General features: G+C 70.8%; 12 protein-coding genes. 9 read left to right on the top strand and 3 right to left on the bottom strand.

The window, feature by feature from the left end; genetic code table 11:
• The first annotated feature begins 129 nt into the window (after positions 1–129).
• The 5 genes from ABH935_RS32745 (at position 130) to ABH935_RS32725 (ending at position 6,153) form a co-directional block, all read left to right on the top strand.
• Positions 130–1,698 (top strand): acyl-CoA synthetase, encoded by a 1,569-nt coding sequence (locus tag ABH935_RS32745; RefSeq protein WP_370381816.1) that lies wholly within the window; start codon positions 130–132, stop codon positions 1,696–1,698.
• A gap of 12 nt (positions 1,699–1,710) precedes the next feature.
• Positions 1,711–2,712, top strand: a complete 1,002-nt coding sequence (locus ABH935_RS32740) for a Zn-ribbon domain-containing OB-fold protein (protein WP_370381815.1) — start codon at positions 1,711–1,713, stop codon at positions 2,710–2,712.
• The gene (locus tag ABH935_RS32735; RefSeq protein WP_370381814.1) at positions 2,712–3,659 is read left to right on the top strand and encodes a lipid-transfer protein; all 948 of its coding nucleotides are present in this window, start codon (positions 2,712–2,714) and stop codon (positions 3,657–3,659) included. Before ABH935_RS32740 ends, ABH935_RS32735 begins: the two co-directional genes overlap by 1 nt.
• Positions 3,660–3,661: 2 nt before the next feature.
• Positions 3,662–4,843 (top strand): thiolase domain-containing protein, encoded by a 1,182-nt coding sequence (locus ABH935_RS32730; protein ID WP_370381813.1) that lies wholly within the window; start codon positions 3,662–3,664, stop codon positions 4,841–4,843.
• 224 nt (positions 4,844–5,067) lie between these two features.
• On the top strand, positions 5,068–6,153 hold the full coding sequence (locus ABH935_RS32725) for an ABC transporter ATP-binding protein (protein ID WP_370381812.1): 1,086 nt from the start codon (positions 5,068–5,070) through the stop codon (positions 6,151–6,153).
• Positions 6,154–6,230: 77 nt separating this feature from the next.
• Here the strand turns inward: ABH935_RS32725 and ABH935_RS32720 are convergent, their stop codons facing one another.
• From ABH935_RS32720 to ABH935_RS32710, 3 genes are all read right to left on the bottom strand, one after another.
• Positions 6,231–6,980, bottom strand: coding sequence for a hypothetical protein (locus ABH935_RS32720; RefSeq protein WP_370381811.1), 750 nt, complete (start codon positions 6,978–6,980; stop codon positions 6,231–6,233).
• Positions 6,981–8,292: 1,312 nt separating this feature from the next.
• Entirely contained in the window at positions 8,293–8,916 is a 624-nt protein-coding gene (locus ABH935_RS32715) for a hypothetical protein (protein WP_370381810.1), read from the bottom strand.
• Between the two features lie 167 nt (positions 8,917–9,083).
• Positions 9,084–9,446, bottom strand: a complete 363-nt coding sequence (locus ABH935_RS32710) for a cupin domain-containing protein (protein WP_370381809.1) — start codon at positions 9,444–9,446, stop codon at positions 9,084–9,086.
• Positions 9,447–9,521: 75 nt separating this feature from the next.
• Here ABH935_RS32710 and ABH935_RS32705 point away from each other — a divergent pair, with 75 nt between their 5' ends.
• The 4 genes from ABH935_RS32705 to ABH935_RS32690 all read left to right on the top strand — a co-directional run bounded on the left by ABH935_RS32705 (position 9,522) and on the right by ABH935_RS32690 (position 15,401).
• Positions 9,522–12,185 carry a primosomal protein N' gene (locus ABH935_RS32705; protein ID WP_370381808.1) on the top strand — a complete coding sequence of 888 codons (2,664 nt, stop codon included), beginning with the start codon at positions 9,522–9,524 and terminating at the stop codon, positions 12,183–12,185.
• Positions 12,186–12,307: 122 nt separating this feature from the next.
• Positions 12,308–12,859, top strand: a complete 552-nt coding sequence (def, locus tag ABH935_RS32700) for a peptide deformylase (RefSeq protein ID WP_370381807.1) — start codon at positions 12,308–12,310, stop codon at positions 12,857–12,859.
• A 2-nt stretch (positions 12,860–12,861) separates the two neighbouring features.
• Positions 12,862–13,809, top strand: a complete 948-nt coding sequence (fmt, locus tag ABH935_RS32695) for a methionyl-tRNA formyltransferase (protein WP_370381806.1) — start codon at positions 12,862–12,864, stop codon at positions 13,807–13,809.
• A 68-nt stretch (positions 13,810–13,877) separates the two neighbouring features.
• Positions 13,878–15,401 carry an RsmB/NOP family class I SAM-dependent RNA methyltransferase gene (locus ABH935_RS32690; protein WP_370381805.1) on the top strand — a complete coding sequence of 508 codons (1,524 nt, stop codon included), beginning with the start codon at positions 13,878–13,880 and terminating at the stop codon, positions 15,399–15,401.
• Positions 15,402–15,582: the final 181 nt, after the last annotated feature.

Below are 15,582 nucleotides of genomic sequence, written 5' to 3'. Positions count from 1 at the left end.
TTTTCGGTGGTCGATCGGACCAATAAGAACTCGTTCTAGTTTCGCCCCGCGAAACCCTTGCAGCCTCTCAGGGGCCGTGTTGTACTCCACTACTGACGATCCATCAGATGTAGTAGGCGGGAGTCGCGCATGGCAGGGCTGGGTTTCTGGAAGATCGCGCAAGCCGACCCCGACTGGACCGCCGTCGTCGAGGAAGCCGGCGCCGAACACAAGGCCGGCGACGTCCTGGCGCGCGCCAACCAGACCGTGCACGCGCTGCGCGCCCTCGGCCTGGCCGACGGCGACGGGCTCACGCTGCTGATGCCGAACCTGGTCGAGATGGTCGAGATCTACGCCGCGGCGCTGCAGGCCGCCTGGTACTACACGCCGATCAACTTCCACCTGGCCGGCCCCGAGGTCGCCTACATCGTCCACGACGCCGAGGCCAAGGCGTTCTTCTGCCACGCGCGCTTCGCCGACATCGGCCTGGCCGCCGTCGCCGAGCTGGAGAAGGAGGGGCACGGTCTGCCGAAGGAGGCGCTGATCAGCGTCGGCGGCGACATCCCCGGCTTCACGCCGCTCGCGCAGTTCCGCGCCGGGCACAGCACCGACCTGCCCCAGAACCGCAGCTACGGCACCGCGATGCACTACACCTCCGGCACCACCGGCAAGCCCAAGGGCGTGCGGCGCGCGCTGTCGGGTCAGGACCCGGACATGATGGCCGAGCTCGGGACCGTCCTGCCCGGCTTCTTCGGCATCAAGCCCGGGGACGGCGGCGTGCACCTGGTCACCTCGCCGAACTACCACACCGCGGTCACCCAGTTCGGCGGCACCGCGCTGCAGATGGGCCACACGCTAGCGCTGATGGACAAGTGGACGCCGGAGGGCACGCTGGAGATGATCCAGCGGACCAGGGCCACGCACACCCACATGGTCCCGACGCAGTTCCACCGCATGCTGCACCTGCCGGACGAGGTGAAGCAGCGCTACGACGTCTCCTCGATGAAGGTCGCGATCCACGCCGCCGCGCCGTGCCCGCAGCACGTCAAGCGCGCCATGCTCGACTGGTGGGGCCCAGTGATCTACGAGTACTACGCCGCGACCGAGGGCGGCGGCACCATCGCCACCCCCGAGGAGTGGATCGCGCATCCCGGCACGGTCGGCAAGGCCTGGCCGATCAGCGAGGTCAAGGCGCTGGACGACGACGGCGCGGAGGTGCCGGTCGGCACGCCGGGCACCGTCTACATGAAGATGGGCGTCGGTGACTTCGAGTACAAGGGCGACAAGGCCAAGACCGAGGCCAACCGCCGCGACGGCTTCTTCACCGTCGGCGACATCGGCTACTTCGACGAGGACGGCTTCCTCTACCTGTGTGACCGGAAGATCGACATGATCATCTCCGGCGGCGTCAACATCTACCCGGCCGAGATCGAGGGCGAGCTGCTGCGGCACCCGGCGGTCGGCGACGTCGCGGTCTTCGGCATCCCGGACGAGGACTGGGGCGAGCAGATCAAGGCCGTGGTCGAGCTCAACGAGGAGTATTCGGCCTCTGACGAGCTGGCCCAGGAGATCATCGCCTCCCTGGACGGCCGATTGGCGCGGCTGAAGTGGCCCAAGACGCTGGACTTCATCGACCAGCTGCCGCGCGAGCCCAACGGGAAGCTGTTCAAACGGCGGCTGCGCGACCCGTACTGGGCCGGTCACCAGAGCGCGATCTGAGGCGGGGCCACGATGACGACTCAGGGTTCTTCAGCTTCCCAGACCTCTGATGAGCGGGTCCCGCATGTCCTGGAGTTCCCCGGCGGCTACACCCGCTCCACCGGCCCGGTGATCGGACGCTTCCTGACCGGTCTGCGGTCCGGCCGGATCTACGGTGTGCGGACGCCCGACGGCAAGGTCCTGATCCCGCCGACCGAGTACGACCCGGTCACAGCGGCCGCGCTGGGCGCGGGAGACGACGACTGGGTCGAGGTCGGCCCGGCCGGCACCGTGACCAGCTGGGCCTGGGTTGACGAGCCGCGCGGGGACCATCCGCTGGACCGGCCCTTCGCGTGGGCGCTGATCCGGCCGGACGGCGCGGACACCGCGCTGCTGCACGCCGTGGACAGCGGTTCGAAGGCCGCCATGGCGACCGGGATGCGGGTGCACGCGACGTGGCGGGCCGAACGGACCGGCTCGGTCAAGGACATCGCGTCCTTCGCGCCGGGGGAGGGGCCGGCCGAGGTGCCGGTCCTGGCCGGAGAGGCGGAGCTCGAACCCGTCTCGGTGGTCACGCTGCCGCACCGTCTGGAGTACCGGCTGCGTCCCGGGACCGTGTGGAACCACTTCATCGACGGCATGGCCGTGGGGCAGATCCGCGGCACGCGGTGCCCGACGTGCGGGAAGGTCTACGTTCCGCCGCGCGGCGCGTGCCCGGCGGACGGGCTGCCCGCGACCGAGTGGGTCGATCTTCCGGACACCGGCGTGCTGACCACCTTCGCGGTCAACAACGTCCCGGCGGCCGGCGCCCCGGAGGTGCCCTTCATCAGCGGCTACGTGCTGCTGGACGGCGCCGACATCGCGATGCTCGTGCTGGTGTCCGACGTGCCGTGGCAGGACGTGCGGATCGGGATGCGGGTGAAGGCGGTGTGGGTGCCGGAGGCTGAGCGGACGCGGTCGGTGAAGAACCTGAAGTGGTTTGCGCCGACCGGCGAACCGGACGTCCCCTACGAGCGCTTTGAGGAGTACGTGTGATGAGGGACGTCGCGGTCGTCGCCTTCGCGCAGAGCGAGCACAGCTTCTCCGACCTCGGCTGGACCGAGGCGGATCTGGTCACGCCGCTGGTGAACGAGGTGCTGGAGGCCACCGGGCTGACGCGGTCCGAGATCGGCTTCACCTGCTCGGGGTCCAACGACTACCTGGTCGGGACGCCGTTCTCGTTCGTCGCGGCGCTGGACACCATCGGCGCCTGGCCGCCGATCTCCGAGAGCCATGTGGAGCAGGACGCGGCGTGGGCGCTGTACGAGGCGTGGGTGCGGATCCAGCACGGGGACATCGACACGGCGCTGGTGTACGGGTTCGGCAAGGGCACGGTCGGGGACCAGGTCGGCATCAGTTCGCTGGGATACGACCCCTACTACCTGGCGCCGCTCGTGCCGGGGCATGTGGCGATGGCTGGGCTTCAGGCACGGGCTTTGAAGGACGCCGGGTTCGACGTCGATCCGGATCCGACGCCGCCACCGGCCACCGACGGCGCCGCCGCGGTGATTCTGGCGGCCGGGGACGTGGCGCGGCGTGTGCGTGCGCGGCCGGCGTGGATCACCGGCATCGATCATCGGATCGAGCCGCACAGCGTCGGGGCGCGGGATCTGACGCGGAGTGTTTCGGCTCGGCAGGCTGCTGAGCGCGCCGGGGTCGGTTCCGGCTCCGGCGCCGTCGATTTCGCCGAGTTGCACACGCGCTTCGATCACGAGGAGGTCTTGCTGCGGCGCGAGCTGGGCCTCGATGAGAAGACCGTGGTGAACGCCTCCGGCGGGCCGCGGAAGGCTGATCCGATCATGGCGACCGGGCTGATCCGGATCGGCGAGGCTGCGGCCCGGATCCATGACGGCAGCGCCGGCCGGACCGTCGCGCACGCCACCGCGGGCCCGTGCCTCCAGCACAACTTGGTGTGTGTGCTCGATTCCGAAGGGCAGGACTGACCATGGGCAACCGTTGCGCCGTGATCGGCGTCGGTCAGACCGCCTACCGCACCAAGCGTGCCGACGTCTCGTTGGCCGGGCTGGTGCGGGAGGCGGCCTTGCGGGCGCTGGAGGACGCCGGGCTGACGTTCGCCGACATCGACTCGGTCGTGCTCGGCAAGGCCCCGGACATGTTCGAGGGCGTCGCCACGCCCGAGCTCTACCTGGCCGACGCGCTCGGGGCCGCCGGGAAGCCGATGATGCGCGTGCACACGGCCGGCTCGGTCGGCGGCTCGACGGCGCTGGTCGGGACCTCGCAGGTGCAGGCCGGGGTGCACGAGCGGGTGCTGGTGGTGGCGTTCGAGAAGCAGTCGGAGTCGAACGCGACGTGGGCGCTGTCCACGCACTCGCCGTTCTCCGCCTCGCTGGTGGTCGGGGCCGGCGGGTATTTCGCGCCGTATATCCGGGCCTATATACGGCAGTCCGGTGCTCCCGGCAATATCGGGATGATGGTCGCGGTCAAGGACAGAATCAATGCCTTGCGTAATCCGTACGCGCATTTGAAGATCCCGAACATCGACCTCGCGATGGTCGAGGAATCGATGATGTTGTGGGATCCGATTCGCTATCTGGAGACCTGTCCTTCCTCCGACGGCGCGGTGGCGATGGTGCTGGGGTCGGAGCGGGCCGCCTCGGCCGCGGTGGCGGCGACGGGGCGGCGTCCGGCGTGGGTGCACGGTGCGGCGATGCGGTCGGAGCCGATGGGGATGGCCGGGCGGGACAGCGTGGACCCGCGGGCCGGGCGGGACTGCGCGGCCGACGTCTACCGACAGGCCGGTGTCACCGAGCCGCGGCGGCAGTTCGCGGCGGCCGAGGTGTACGTGCCGTTCTCTTGGTACGAGCCGATGTGGCTGGAGAACCTCGGCTTCGCGGAGAAGGGCGCGGGCTGGAAGCTGACCGAGGCCGGCGCGACCGCGTTCGACGGGGACATCCCGTGGAACCCGTCCGGGGGCGTGCTTTCGTCGAATCCGATCGGGGCCTCGGGCATGATCCGCTTCGCCGAGGCGGCGCAGCAGGTGCGCGGCCAGGCCGGGGAGCATCAGGTGGCTGCTGCCGTCGACGGTTCGCGGTTGGCTTTGGGGCACGCTTATGGCGGCGGGTCTCAATTCTTCGCGATGTGGGCGGTGGGGGCGAACAAGCCGTAGGTTCATTGATCGTTTTCAGGCTTGTTTTCGAACGCTCACAGATGAGAATTCAACATTTTGCGCCGGTCATATGCCGCACTTGGCGTCATGTCCGGCGCCGTGTCCAACCGTAAAAGAGGGAGGGTATTGCGACGCCGTTCGGCTCGGCGTAACGTCCGCGTTCAACACCGGCGCGGAAGGGCTGAACGCGGCCGGTCACATGGGCTGAAGTGCGGTGAGACGGTGTGGCGACAGTCGATTTCATTCAGGCGAGTTGCACGTACCCGGAGGGAAAACGCAAAGCGGTTGACAATCTGACGCTTTCGGTGGCGGACGGCGAGTTCCTGGTGCTGCTGGGACCGTCCGGCTGCGGCAAGACCACGGCCCTGCGCATGCTCGCCGGGCTGGAGGACGTCCAGACCGGTCAGGTCATGGTCGACGGCGAGGACCTGGAAGGGGTCCCGCCGGGCGAGCGCGACCTGGCGATGGTGTTCCAGAGCTACGCGCTGTTCCCGCACATGTCGGTCGCCCGGAACCTCGGCTTCCGCATGGAACTCGCCGGCGCCCCGCCCTCGGCCGTGTCGCGCCGCGTCCGCCGCATCGCGGCCGAGCTGGACCTCAGCGACCGCTTGGACCGCCTGCCGAAGACGCTGTCCGGCGGCGAGCAGCAGCGCGTGGCGATCGGCCGCGCGATGGTGCGCGAACCGCGCGTGTTCCTGATGGACGAGCCCCTCGGAGCGCTGGACGCCAAGCTGCGCACCTCGGCCCGCGCCCGGATCGCGTCGATGCAGCGCAAGAGCGGCATCACGACCCTGTACGTGACCCACGACCAGGTCGAGGCCATGGCGATGGGCGACCGCATCGCGATCATGAACCGCGGGACGCTTCAGCAGGTCGACACGCCGCGCAGGCTGTACGACCACCCGGTGAACGAGTTCGTGGCCGGGTTCGTGGGCTCGCCGGCAATGAACTTGGTGCCCGGGACGTACAAGCACGGCTGGGCCCTGATCGGCGAGTCGGACGTGTACGAGGTACCGGTGGAGGTGGCGCAGCCGCTGACGTCCCCGTCGGTGCTGGTGGGCTTCCGCCCGGAGCACGCGACCTTCGCGGCCCCGGGCAACGGGATCTACGCGACGGTGAGTTTGGTGGAGCGGCTCGGGCACACGGCGTACGCGCACTGCGAGATGGGCGTCGGGCGGGGGCGGCGGACGGTGATCGTGCGCTGCGAGGAGTATGAGGCGCCTCGGGTGGGGGCGCAGCTCGGGGTGGTGCCGGATCCTCGGGAGATTCATTTGTTTGATGGGTCGAGCGGGTTGCGGGTGGGGCGGTAGGGGGCGGGGCGCAGGGCTACATGCTGCTCGCCACCGCTAGCCAGTACCGCTCGCCAGTTGCTGCGTTTGCCACCGGCTCAGCGCTGGGTCGTGGCGATGATGCGTGCGGAGAGCGCGTCGAGCTCCTGTTCGCCTTGCGCGAGCTGGGCTTGGGCGGCCTGGTAGTAGGCGGGGTGGTTGGTCGCGGCGGCCAGGGCGTCGGTGGCGCCGGCGACGTAGGCGCTGAGGGCGGCCTGCCAGGCCGTGGCACCGACGGTGTCGGGCATGGCGGCCAGCTGCCCGACACTCCCGACCTCGTCGCACAGGCCCTTGGCGGCGGCGGGGACGGCCGCGGCGTCCTGCTGAACGATGATGCCGTGCAACGAGGCGGCGTTGGCCCGCAGAGCGTTGACGCTGGGCGTGGCCATGATGGCCCAGCCCCCGATGGAGGCGATCGTCCCGCTGCCGCCGGCGACGGACTTGGCGTTGCCGAGCGCCGCCGCACACGACGCGCTGGCCCCGGCCGCGGCGGGGTTGCTGGCGCTGGGAGCGGCGCTGGGACTCGCGCTGGCGCTGCTGGTGGTGGCTGCGGGATTCGCCACGGCGGCGTTGCCGTTGGAGCCAGCGCCGCCGCCTCCGCCGCCGTTGCCGGTCGCCGAGGTGGAGGCGCCGGCGGAATTCGAGCTGCCGGTGTTGGTCGACAGCAGATGCCACCCGAACGGTCCGACGGCACCCACCACAGCGAGCGCCGCCACGACGCCGAAAGCGATCCGGCGATCGAAACGGTCATCGGCCGCACCGGACTCGTCGTCGCGGGCCGGGGGCGTTTCGGGCGGCGTTGTGGTCATGGGTCCACGGTCGGACGGGGTGAGGGCGGGTGCCAGTGGGGTGAGCCTTATGGCTTATGGCTGAGATCGGTTCATTGATGCGGTGCCGCACGCTTGTGCGGGACGGGCTAAGGCGGTGCGGCGGGGCACGCTGCTGTGCGGCTGTAGGCCGTGCGGCGTGATGTGGCATGGCTTGGCGGTCGGCCCGGGGGATGGAGATGTGGCGCAGTCGGCGCTCGGGCCGCAGTGGCTGCCGGATCGGCGCGACTGCTGGCCGGTGAGGGGTGTAGGCGCGGTGCGGTGCTGATGTTGGCGGCGAGTGGCGATGCGGCGTGCGCGGGTGTGGCACGGCTCGGAGGCTGGCTGCGGATGGAGGTGTGGCGAGCGTCGGCGCTCGGGCCTTCACGGCTTCAGCGGCGGCGCGGCCTCGTGGCCGGTGAGCGGTGTGGCTGTAGGCCGCGAGCGGTGGTGCGGCGTGCGGGGTGGCGTGGCTCGGCGGCTGGCTGCGGATCGAGGTGCGGCGAGCGTCCAGGCTCGGGCCTTCGTGGCGTCGGCGCGGCGTCGTGGTCGGCGAGCACTGTGCGTCGGGGCGGTGTGGCTGTAGGCCGCGAGTCGTGGTCCGGCGTGCGCGGGTGTGGCGTGGCTTGGCTGTGGGTTGCGGGTGGAGGTGAGGAGGGCGTCGGCGCTTAGGTCGCCGTGACTGCGGCATTGGTGTGTGGGGTGTTGTGCGGTTGTGCGTCGAGAGTGGTGTTTGGTCGTGGGCATGGCTTGGCGGCCGACGGTGGATGGTGATGCTGCGGCGTGCGCGGGATCCAGGTGGTCGTGGTCGGCGGGCAGTGCGCGGGTGGTGGGTTCGCGGCGTGTCCGAGCGTGCCGGACGATCGAGGGTGCTCGTCGGAGGTGCGGCGCCGCTGGCGTGGCGGGTCGGTGGTCGCTTGGGCGGCGCTGCTGTCGGCCGCAAGAGAAAGGGTGGGTGCTTGCCGGAGGTGCGGCGTGGGCCGTGTGGCGGGGCGGCGGGCAGTGCGTGTGTGGTGGGTTCGCGGCGTGCCCAAGGGCGCCGGATGGTTGAGGGTGCTCGCCGGAGGTGCGGCGTCGGCCGTGTGGCGGGTCGGCGGGCAGTGCCCGGGTGGTGGGTTCGCGGCGTGTCCGAGCGCGTCGGATGGTTGAGGGTGCTCGCCGGAGGTGCGGCATCGGCGGTGTGGCGGATCGGCGGGCAGTGTGTGGATGGTGGGTTCGTGGCGTGTCCGAGCGCGCCGGATGATCGAGGGCGCTCGCCGGAGGCGCGGTGCCGGTGGGGAGGGCGGCGCTTGCGTCGGGAGGTGCGGCGGGCGCGTCAGGCTGCGTTGGGGGTGCGGCTGGGGGTGTCGCCGGGTTTGGGGGCTTCGGTGCCGACGTCGGTGCCTACGGTGGGGCGGGCTGGGGTTGTGGAGGCGGCGATGGCGATTGTGCTCAGGAGGGTGGCTGCTGCCAGGGAGATCAGGGTGCCGGTGGCGTGGGGGCGGATGGACATCAGCCAGATGGCCCAGGTTGCGGTGATGGCGGTGATGCGGGCGCTGGCTAGGAGGACCGGGTCGCGGACCAGGGTGGCCAGGTGTGGGGGGAGGGGGCCTTCGGGGGCGGCGTTGGCGGCGTCGAGGAGGCGGGTTGCGGGTCTGCCGCTGAAGCCGCCGCCGACTACTGAGATGCCGACCACTATGCCGATGGCTGCTACTACCCAGGCGTCGCCGAAGTGGAAGTCGGGGTCGTGTGCCACGAGGGCCAGGCCGCAGCCGGTCATCAGGAGGGTGGCCAGGGGCATCTGGACGGGGAGGGCTCGGGCGGCGCGGACCGCCAGGCGGAGTTCGGCGACGGTGGTCGCGCGGCTTGCCGCGGTGACCGCGTAGACCTCCAGGCCTATGCCGGCGACCAGGACCACGGTGCCTATCACGTGGCCGAAGAGCAGCCAGGCGTCGATCATGGTGGTTCCCCCTCGGAGCTTTTGGTTTCCTCTGGCTTCTGCTTTGTCTCCCCGCGACTTGCCCCTGGTCCGCTTCAATCGGGTTGATTCGGTGTGAAGTGGATGAATTCAGGATAGATCGGTGGGATGCGGGTATGCCAGCGCCCGAATGGGTGAAGTGTGGGGAACTAGACAGTTGCCTGATATACCTTGCGCAGGGTTTCGTGTACGGTCCAGCGGGTCTTCGCGCCCTCGGTGAGGAGCGCCACGTCGCCGGGGCCCACCTCCAGCGCCGTCCCGTCCTCGAACTCGATCGTCGCGCGGCCCGACAGCACCACGAACAGCTCGTCCGCTTCTGTGTCGGTGACCACGCCGGGCGTCATCTGCCAGATCCCGCGCAGCACGCGGCCGTCGTCCGACTCGCTCAGCACCAGCTCCGAGACCTCCGGCGTACCGGCGATGACCTGCGAGGGGTCCAGGGGGACGGGCTCCAGGGCGGCATCGGCGACGGAGAGGGCGAAGCCTAGAACAGAGGTGCGATCGTCAGACATGCACGGCACCCTATCCACGCCGAACCTGCCCGCCCACGGTACTGGTGTCACCGCTATCGGGTAGAAATTGACACTGTGGAGGCGCTGGAGCAGAAGAACACGGAGGGAAGGCCGGACGACAAGCCGACTGAGGTTCCGTTGCTGGACGTGCCCAATGCCCCCGAAACGCCGTCGCAGACCGCCGTCGACAAGCCGCGGCCGCCGACGGCCGCCGACGATCCCCGGCAGGCCGCGCGGCGCACGGCCCGCCAGTCGGCACGCCAGGCCAAACCCAAGCCGCCGCGCGAACCAGCGGCGGAGCTGTCCTATGCGCAGGTCGTGCTGCACCTCGAACTCAGCCACCTGGACCGCGCCTTCGACTACCTCGTGCCGTCCGACCTGGACGCCGACGCCCAGCCCGGCGTCCGGGTCCGCGTCCGCTTCGCCGGCCAGCTCGTCGACGGCTTCATCATCAGCCGCGTCGCCGAGTCCGACTTCGCGGGCCGGTTCGAGTACCTGCAGAAGGTGGTGTCGCCGCTCCCGGTCCTGACCCCGGAGATCCTGGACCTGGCACGCACCGTCGCCGACCGCTATGCGGGGACGCTTGCAGACGTCCTCCGTCTGGCGGTGCCGCCGCGCCACGCGAGCGCGGAGAAGACCTCTGCGAAGGAACCGGACCTGGGCCCTGGAAAGCCCGTCGACGGAGCGCCATGGGGCGTCTATGGCGGCGGCCGGGAGTTCATAAAGGCTCTCCAACGCAAGACGGCGCCCAAGCTCCCGCGCGCGGTGTGGACCTGCCTCCCGGCCACAGACTGGGCCACCGCTATCGCGACTGCCATGTACGCCGTGGCGACCGACGCTGTCGTGTTCCCGGAGCCTGAGCCGGCTCCGCTCCCGGCGAGTACCGAGGAAACCGAGACCGCAGAAGTCGCCGTGGACCCCGACGCGATCGTGATCGCCGACGACCCGGCCATCCCGGACCTCGCCCCCGATCCGACCGATCCCGCGCTCCCGGACCCGGACCTGCCCACCGACTACGACATCGACCCCGAGAACCTCAGGGATCTGGATGACGATCGCTATAGCGACGCGGAAGCTGAGTCCCCTAAAGAGCTCCCCGATAAAGGTCCGGCCGACGTAGTAAGTGCGGCAGCCAGTGCCAGCGTCAGCGCGGTAGTGAGTGGCGAAACGCACAGCGCAGCAGACCCCCTCCACGTCCCCGGCCGAGGCGCCCTGGCCATCGTCCCCGACCACCGCGACCTGGCCCGCCTGGACGCCGCCCTCACCGAGATCGCAGGCCCCGGCCACCACGTCGTCCTGTCCGAAGAACTCGGCCCCGCCAAGCGCTACCAGAACTGGCTGGCCGTCCTGCGCGGCGACGTGAAGATGGTGATCGGCACCCGCTCCGCGATGTTCGCCCCGGTCGCCGACCTCGGCCTGGTCGCGGTCTGGGACGACGGCGACGACCTTCACGCCGAACCTCGCGCCCCCTACCCGCACGTCCGCGAGGTCCTCCTCTTGCGCGCGCATGCCACAGGCGCGGCAGCACTTATCGGCGGCTACACGTGTACCGCGGAAGGTGCGCAACTAGTGGAGAGCCGATGGGCATATCCGCTTACTGCGTTCCGCTCTACAGTGCGCGCGAAGTCGCCCCTGATCCGCACTTCTGGAGAGGAACTGGAGAAAGAAAGAGATCCGGCCGCCGCAGCCGCGCGCCTGCCCAACCTTGCCTGGCGTACCGCGCGCGCCGCCCTTAACGACGGCCCGGTCCTCGTCCAAGTACCGCGCGGCGGCTATGCGCCGTCCCTGGCGTGTATCCGCTGTAGAAAACACGCGCGCTGTAACCACTGTCACGGCCCTCTAGAACTCTCCTCAGGGCACGCCATGGCGTCCTGCCTATGGTGCGGACGCCCAGCCGGCGGCTGGCGCTGCGACAACTTCGTCAATGACCGCCCCTGCGGCGGCGACCGCTTCCGCATGCTCACCATCGGCGTCCACCGCACCGCCGAAGAACTCGGCCGCGCCTTCGCCAACACAAAGGTCATCTTCTCTGCCGGGGACACAGTCCTGTCACAGGTGTCCGACAAGCCCGCGCTCGTAGTGGCGACCCCTGGAGCAGAACCCGTAGCAGACGGCGGCTATGCGGCCGCGCTCCTCCTGGACGGCTGGTCCCTCCTCGCCAGAAGAGACCTCCGCGCGGGAGAAGAAGCCCTGCGCCGCTGGCTTAACGCCGCCGCACTAGTACGTCCCGGGGGAGAAGGCGGCAAGGTCGTCATCATGGCCGAGCCGGGACTGGCGCCGGTCCAGGCGCTCGTGCGCTGGGACCCGGTGTGGCACGCCCGCCGAGAACTAGTCGACCGCGGCGAGCTGCACTACCCGCCTCTGGCCCGGGTGGCGGAACTCACCGGTACCCCTGCTGCGGTCGCTGAGGAACTGAGCCTGCTCCGCCTCCCCGAAGCGGCCGAGATCCTCGGGCCGGTCCTGGTGGATGTCCCGAGATCGGATGACCGGGCCGCGCAGAAGCCTGACACCCGGTCCGGCAAGAACACCGACCCCCTGGGCCGTCGGGAGGGAGCAGACAGGCCCCGCGCCGCTGTTGAGGACAGCCCCCGCCAGCAACTACACCGCGCCCTGGTCCGCGTCCCGCGTCGGCTCGGAGGAGACCTGGCCGAGGCCGTCCGGGAGGCCCAGGGCGTCCGCAGTGCCCGCAAAGCCGAGGAATGGGTCCGGGTCCGCATCGATCCGGTCCAGATCGGCTGAACACCCTCTGCCTGGTGTGCACAGTGTGCGGGTGGATACCGAACCGGTACGCTCCGCCACCGCCGCCGGGCTCCGTACACTGGATAGCTGAATCCCGTATACCCATGAACGGAGCGCGACCCTTGACCGTCCAGCCGATCCGCCTCTTCGGCGACCCGGTCCTGACCACCCCGGCCGCGCCGGTCGTCGACTTCGACAAGGAGCTCCGCACCCTTGTCAAGGACCTCAGCGAAACCATGCTGGACGCCCCCGGCACCGGCCTGGCCGCCCCGCAGATCGGCGTCGGCCTGCGGGTCTTCACCTGGCACGTCGACGAACAGCTCGGCCACCTGGTGAACCCCAGCCTCGACCTGTCCGACGAGGAGCAGGAGGGTGACGAGGGCTGTCTGTCCATCCCGGACCTGGCGTTCCCCTGCAAACGCGCCCTGCGCGTGGTCGCCAAGGGCTGGAACATGCACGGCGAGCCGGTGGAGATCGAGGGCAGCGAGCTGCTGGCGCGCTGCATCCAGCACGAGACCGACCACCTGGACGGCGTGCTGTTCATCGACCGGCTGGACCGCGAGTGGCGCAAGAAGGCGATGCGCGCGATCCGGCTGGCCGACTGGGCCAACGAGGGCGGCCCCGAGCCGGTGGTGAAGGTGTCCCCGCACGCCACCTTCGGGCGGGCGATCTGACGATGCGCATCCTGTTCGCCGGCACCCCCGAGCCCGCGCTGCCCTCCCTGCGCGCGCTGCTGGACTCCCGTCACGAGGTGGTCGCGGTCCTGACCCGCCCCGACGCCCGCTCCGGCCGCGGCCGCCGCATGGAGGCCTCGCCGGTGGCGAAGCTGGCCGAGGAGGCCGGTGTCGAGGTGCTCAAGCCCGAGAAGGTGCGCGACCCGGCGTTCCTGGAGCGGCTGGCCGAGATCGCCCCGGACTGCTGCCCGATCGTCGCCTACGGCGGCCTGATCCCGAAGTCGGCGCTGGACGTCCCGCGCCACGGCTGGGTCAACCTGCACTTCTCGCTGCTGCCGGCCTGGCGCGGCGCGGCTCCGGTGCAGCAGGCGCTGCTGCACGGCGACGAGATCACCGGCGCCTCGACCTTCCTGCTGGAGGAGGGCCTGGACACCGGCCCGGTCTTCGGCACGGTCACCGACGAGATCCGCCGCACCGACACCAGCGGCGACCTGCTCGCCCGGCTCGCCGAGTCCGGAGCCCGGCTGCTGGCCGCCACCCTGGACGCCATCGAGGACGGCACCGCGCGCCCGGTGCCCCAGCCGGCCGACGGTGTCACGCTGGCCCCGAAGGTGCTGGCCGACGATGCCCGCATCGACTGGACGGCCCCGGCGCTGCGGGTGGACCGGCTGGTCCGCGCCTGCACCCCGGCCCCCGGCGCCTGGACCGTCCTGCCGGGCGCGGACGGCGAGGAGGACCTGCGGGTGAAGATCTTCCCGGTCACCGCGCTGCCCGGCAGCACCGAGGTCCCGCCGGGCCGGATCGTGCAGGACTCGCGAGGATTGATGGTGGGCACCGGCAGCGGGCACACGGTGCGGCTCGGCGACGTGCAGCCGCAGGGCAAGCGGCGCATGCCGGCCGCGGACTGGGCGCGCGGCCTGCGGCTGACCGGGGACGAGGCGTTCGTCTGAGCCGTCCGGCCTGGTCCGCACCACCCACATCGTCCATGTCTCGTCACAAAGGAACAGCGATCCCTCCCATGGCACCGCGTACGTCCACCTCCACCGCCGACCCGGCCCGCTCCGCCGCGCTCGAAGTCCTGGAGGCGGTCCGCACCCGGGACGCCTACGCGAACCTCCTGCTGCCGCGGGTGCTGCGCGACCGCGGGCTGACCGGCCGCGACGCGGCGTTCACCACCGAGCTGTGCTACGGCACGCTGCGCGGGCTCGGGACGTACGACGCGATCATCGCCGCGTGCGTGGACCGCGAGCTCGACGCGGTGGACTCGGTGGTGCTGGACGCGCTGCGCCTGGGCACGCACCAGCTGCTGGCGATGGACGTCCCGCCGCACGCCGCCGTCTCCACCACGGTCGACCTGGTGCGCGCGGTCTCCAACGAGGGCGCCTCGCGGTTCGCCAACGCGATCCTGCGGCGCGTCGGCCAGGGCGACCTGCAGGCGTGGATCAACCGGGTCGCGCCGAACTCGCAGGAGGACCCGGAGGGCTTCCTCGCGGTGTCGCGGTCGCACCCGCGCTGGATCGTGTCAGCGCTCTGGGACTCGCTGCAGGCACACCGCGGTGCGCAGCGGGCGCACGAGGACATCGGAGAGCTGCTGGACGCCGACAACGCGCGTCCGGGGGTCACGCTGGTGACGCGGCCGGGTCTGGCGCGGGTCGAGGAGCTCACCGATCTGGGGGCGCTGGCGGCGCGGTACTCGCCGTACGCGGCGTATCTGGCCGGCGGCGACCCGGGCGCGCTGGCGCCGGTGCGCGAGGCGCGCGCCGGGGTGCAGGACGAGGGCAGCCAGCTGGTCGCCATGGCGTTGGCCGCGGCGCCGCTGGAGGGCCGGGACGAGCGGTGGCTGGACATGTGCGCCGGTCCCGGTGGGAAGGCGGCGCTGCTGGCCGGGCTCGCGCTGGAGCGCGGGGCGTCGCTGCTGGCGAACGAGATCGCGCCGCATCGGGCCGAGCTTGTTCGCAGGGCTTTGCGGGGGTACGGGGAGCGGCTGGTCGGTGCGGGCGGTCCGGACGGTGCGGACGGTGCGGACGGTGCGGACGGTGCGGACGGTGCGGGGGAGGGCGCGGCCGACCTGAAGACTCACGCGGCGACTCACGCGGCCGACAGTGATGCCGGACCCGGCACTCTCCAGGTGATCGCCGCCGACGGCATCCGTGCGCCCTGGAAGCCGGGTTCCTTCGACCGCGTCATGCTCGACGCCCCCTGTACGGGCCTCGGCGCATTGCGCCGCCGCCCGGAGTCGCGCTGGCGGCGCTCGCCGGACGATCTCGAACGGCTGACCCGCGTGCAGCGCCGTCTGTTGTCCTCTGCGCTCGACTCTGTACGGCCCGGGGGACTGGTCGCCTATGTGACGTGCTCTCCGCATCTGGAAGAGACGCGCGACGTGGTCCGGCAGGTGGTGAAGGCGCGGCGGGACGTGGAGCGAGTCGACGCGCGGCCGTTCCTGCCCGGCGTGCCCGATCTCGGTGGCGGTCCCGATGTCCAGCTCTGGCCGCATCTGCACGGTACCGACGCCATGTATCTGGCGCTTCTGCGTCGTTCCTAAGCCCGATCGCCTCCGCGCACTGTCTCAAAACGATCACAGGTTCGTCCCTAGCACGTCTGGGCCGTGACCTTTTGCGCCCTCCAGGTGGTCTGGAGGTTTGGCAGAGGTGGTGCATACGGCGTTGGGGCGGGGTGGGGTGGCGTGAGGTCTTCCATAGGTGTGTCCGTATTAAGGCGGGCCG

It is taken from the genome of Catenulispora sp. GAS73 (genome assembly GCF_041262085.1).
In the GTDB taxonomy this organism is placed as follows: domain Bacteria; phylum Actinomycetota; class Actinomycetes; order Streptomycetales; family Catenulisporaceae; genus Catenulispora.
Note: the sequence above shows the minus strand (reverse complement) of the source record. Positions and strands in the feature narration are given on the sequence as shown.

What these genes read in the sequence shown, in the direction of transcription:
- ABH935_RS32715 (WP_370381810.1), bottom strand. Translation starts at nt 8,916, where the DNA reads ATGATCGACGCCTGGCTGCTCTTCGGCCACGTGATAGGCACCGTGGTC.
- ABH935_RS32720 (WP_370381811.1), bottom strand. Translation starts at nt 6,980, where the DNA reads ATGACCACAACGCCGCCCGAAACGCCCCCGGCCCGCGACGACGAGTCC.
- fmt (WP_370381806.1), top strand. Translation starts at nt 12,862, where the DNA reads ATGCGCATCCTGTTCGCCGGCACCCCCGAGCCCGCGCTGCCCTCCCTG.
- ABH935_RS32690 (WP_370381805.1), top strand. Translation starts at nt 13,878, where the DNA reads ATGGCACCGCGTACGTCCACCTCCACCGCCGACCCGGCCCGCTCCGCC.
- ABH935_RS32710 (WP_370381809.1), bottom strand. Translation starts at nt 9,446, where the DNA reads ATGTCTGACGATCGCACCTCTGTTCTAGGCTTCGCCCTCTCCGTCGCC.
- ABH935_RS32740 (WP_370381815.1), top strand. Translation starts at nt 1,711, where the DNA reads ATGACGACTCAGGGTTCTTCAGCTTCCCAGACCTCTGATGAGCGGGTC.
- ABH935_RS32735 (WP_370381814.1), top strand. Translation starts at nt 2,712, where the DNA reads ATGAGGGACGTCGCGGTCGTCGCCTTCGCGCAGAGCGAGCACAGCTTC.
- ABH935_RS32730 (WP_370381813.1), top strand. Translation starts at nt 3,662, where the DNA reads ATGGGCAACCGTTGCGCCGTGATCGGCGTCGGTCAGACCGCCTACCGC.
- ABH935_RS32745 (WP_370381816.1), top strand. Translation starts at nt 130, where the DNA reads ATGGCAGGGCTGGGTTTCTGGAAGATCGCGCAAGCCGACCCCGACTGG.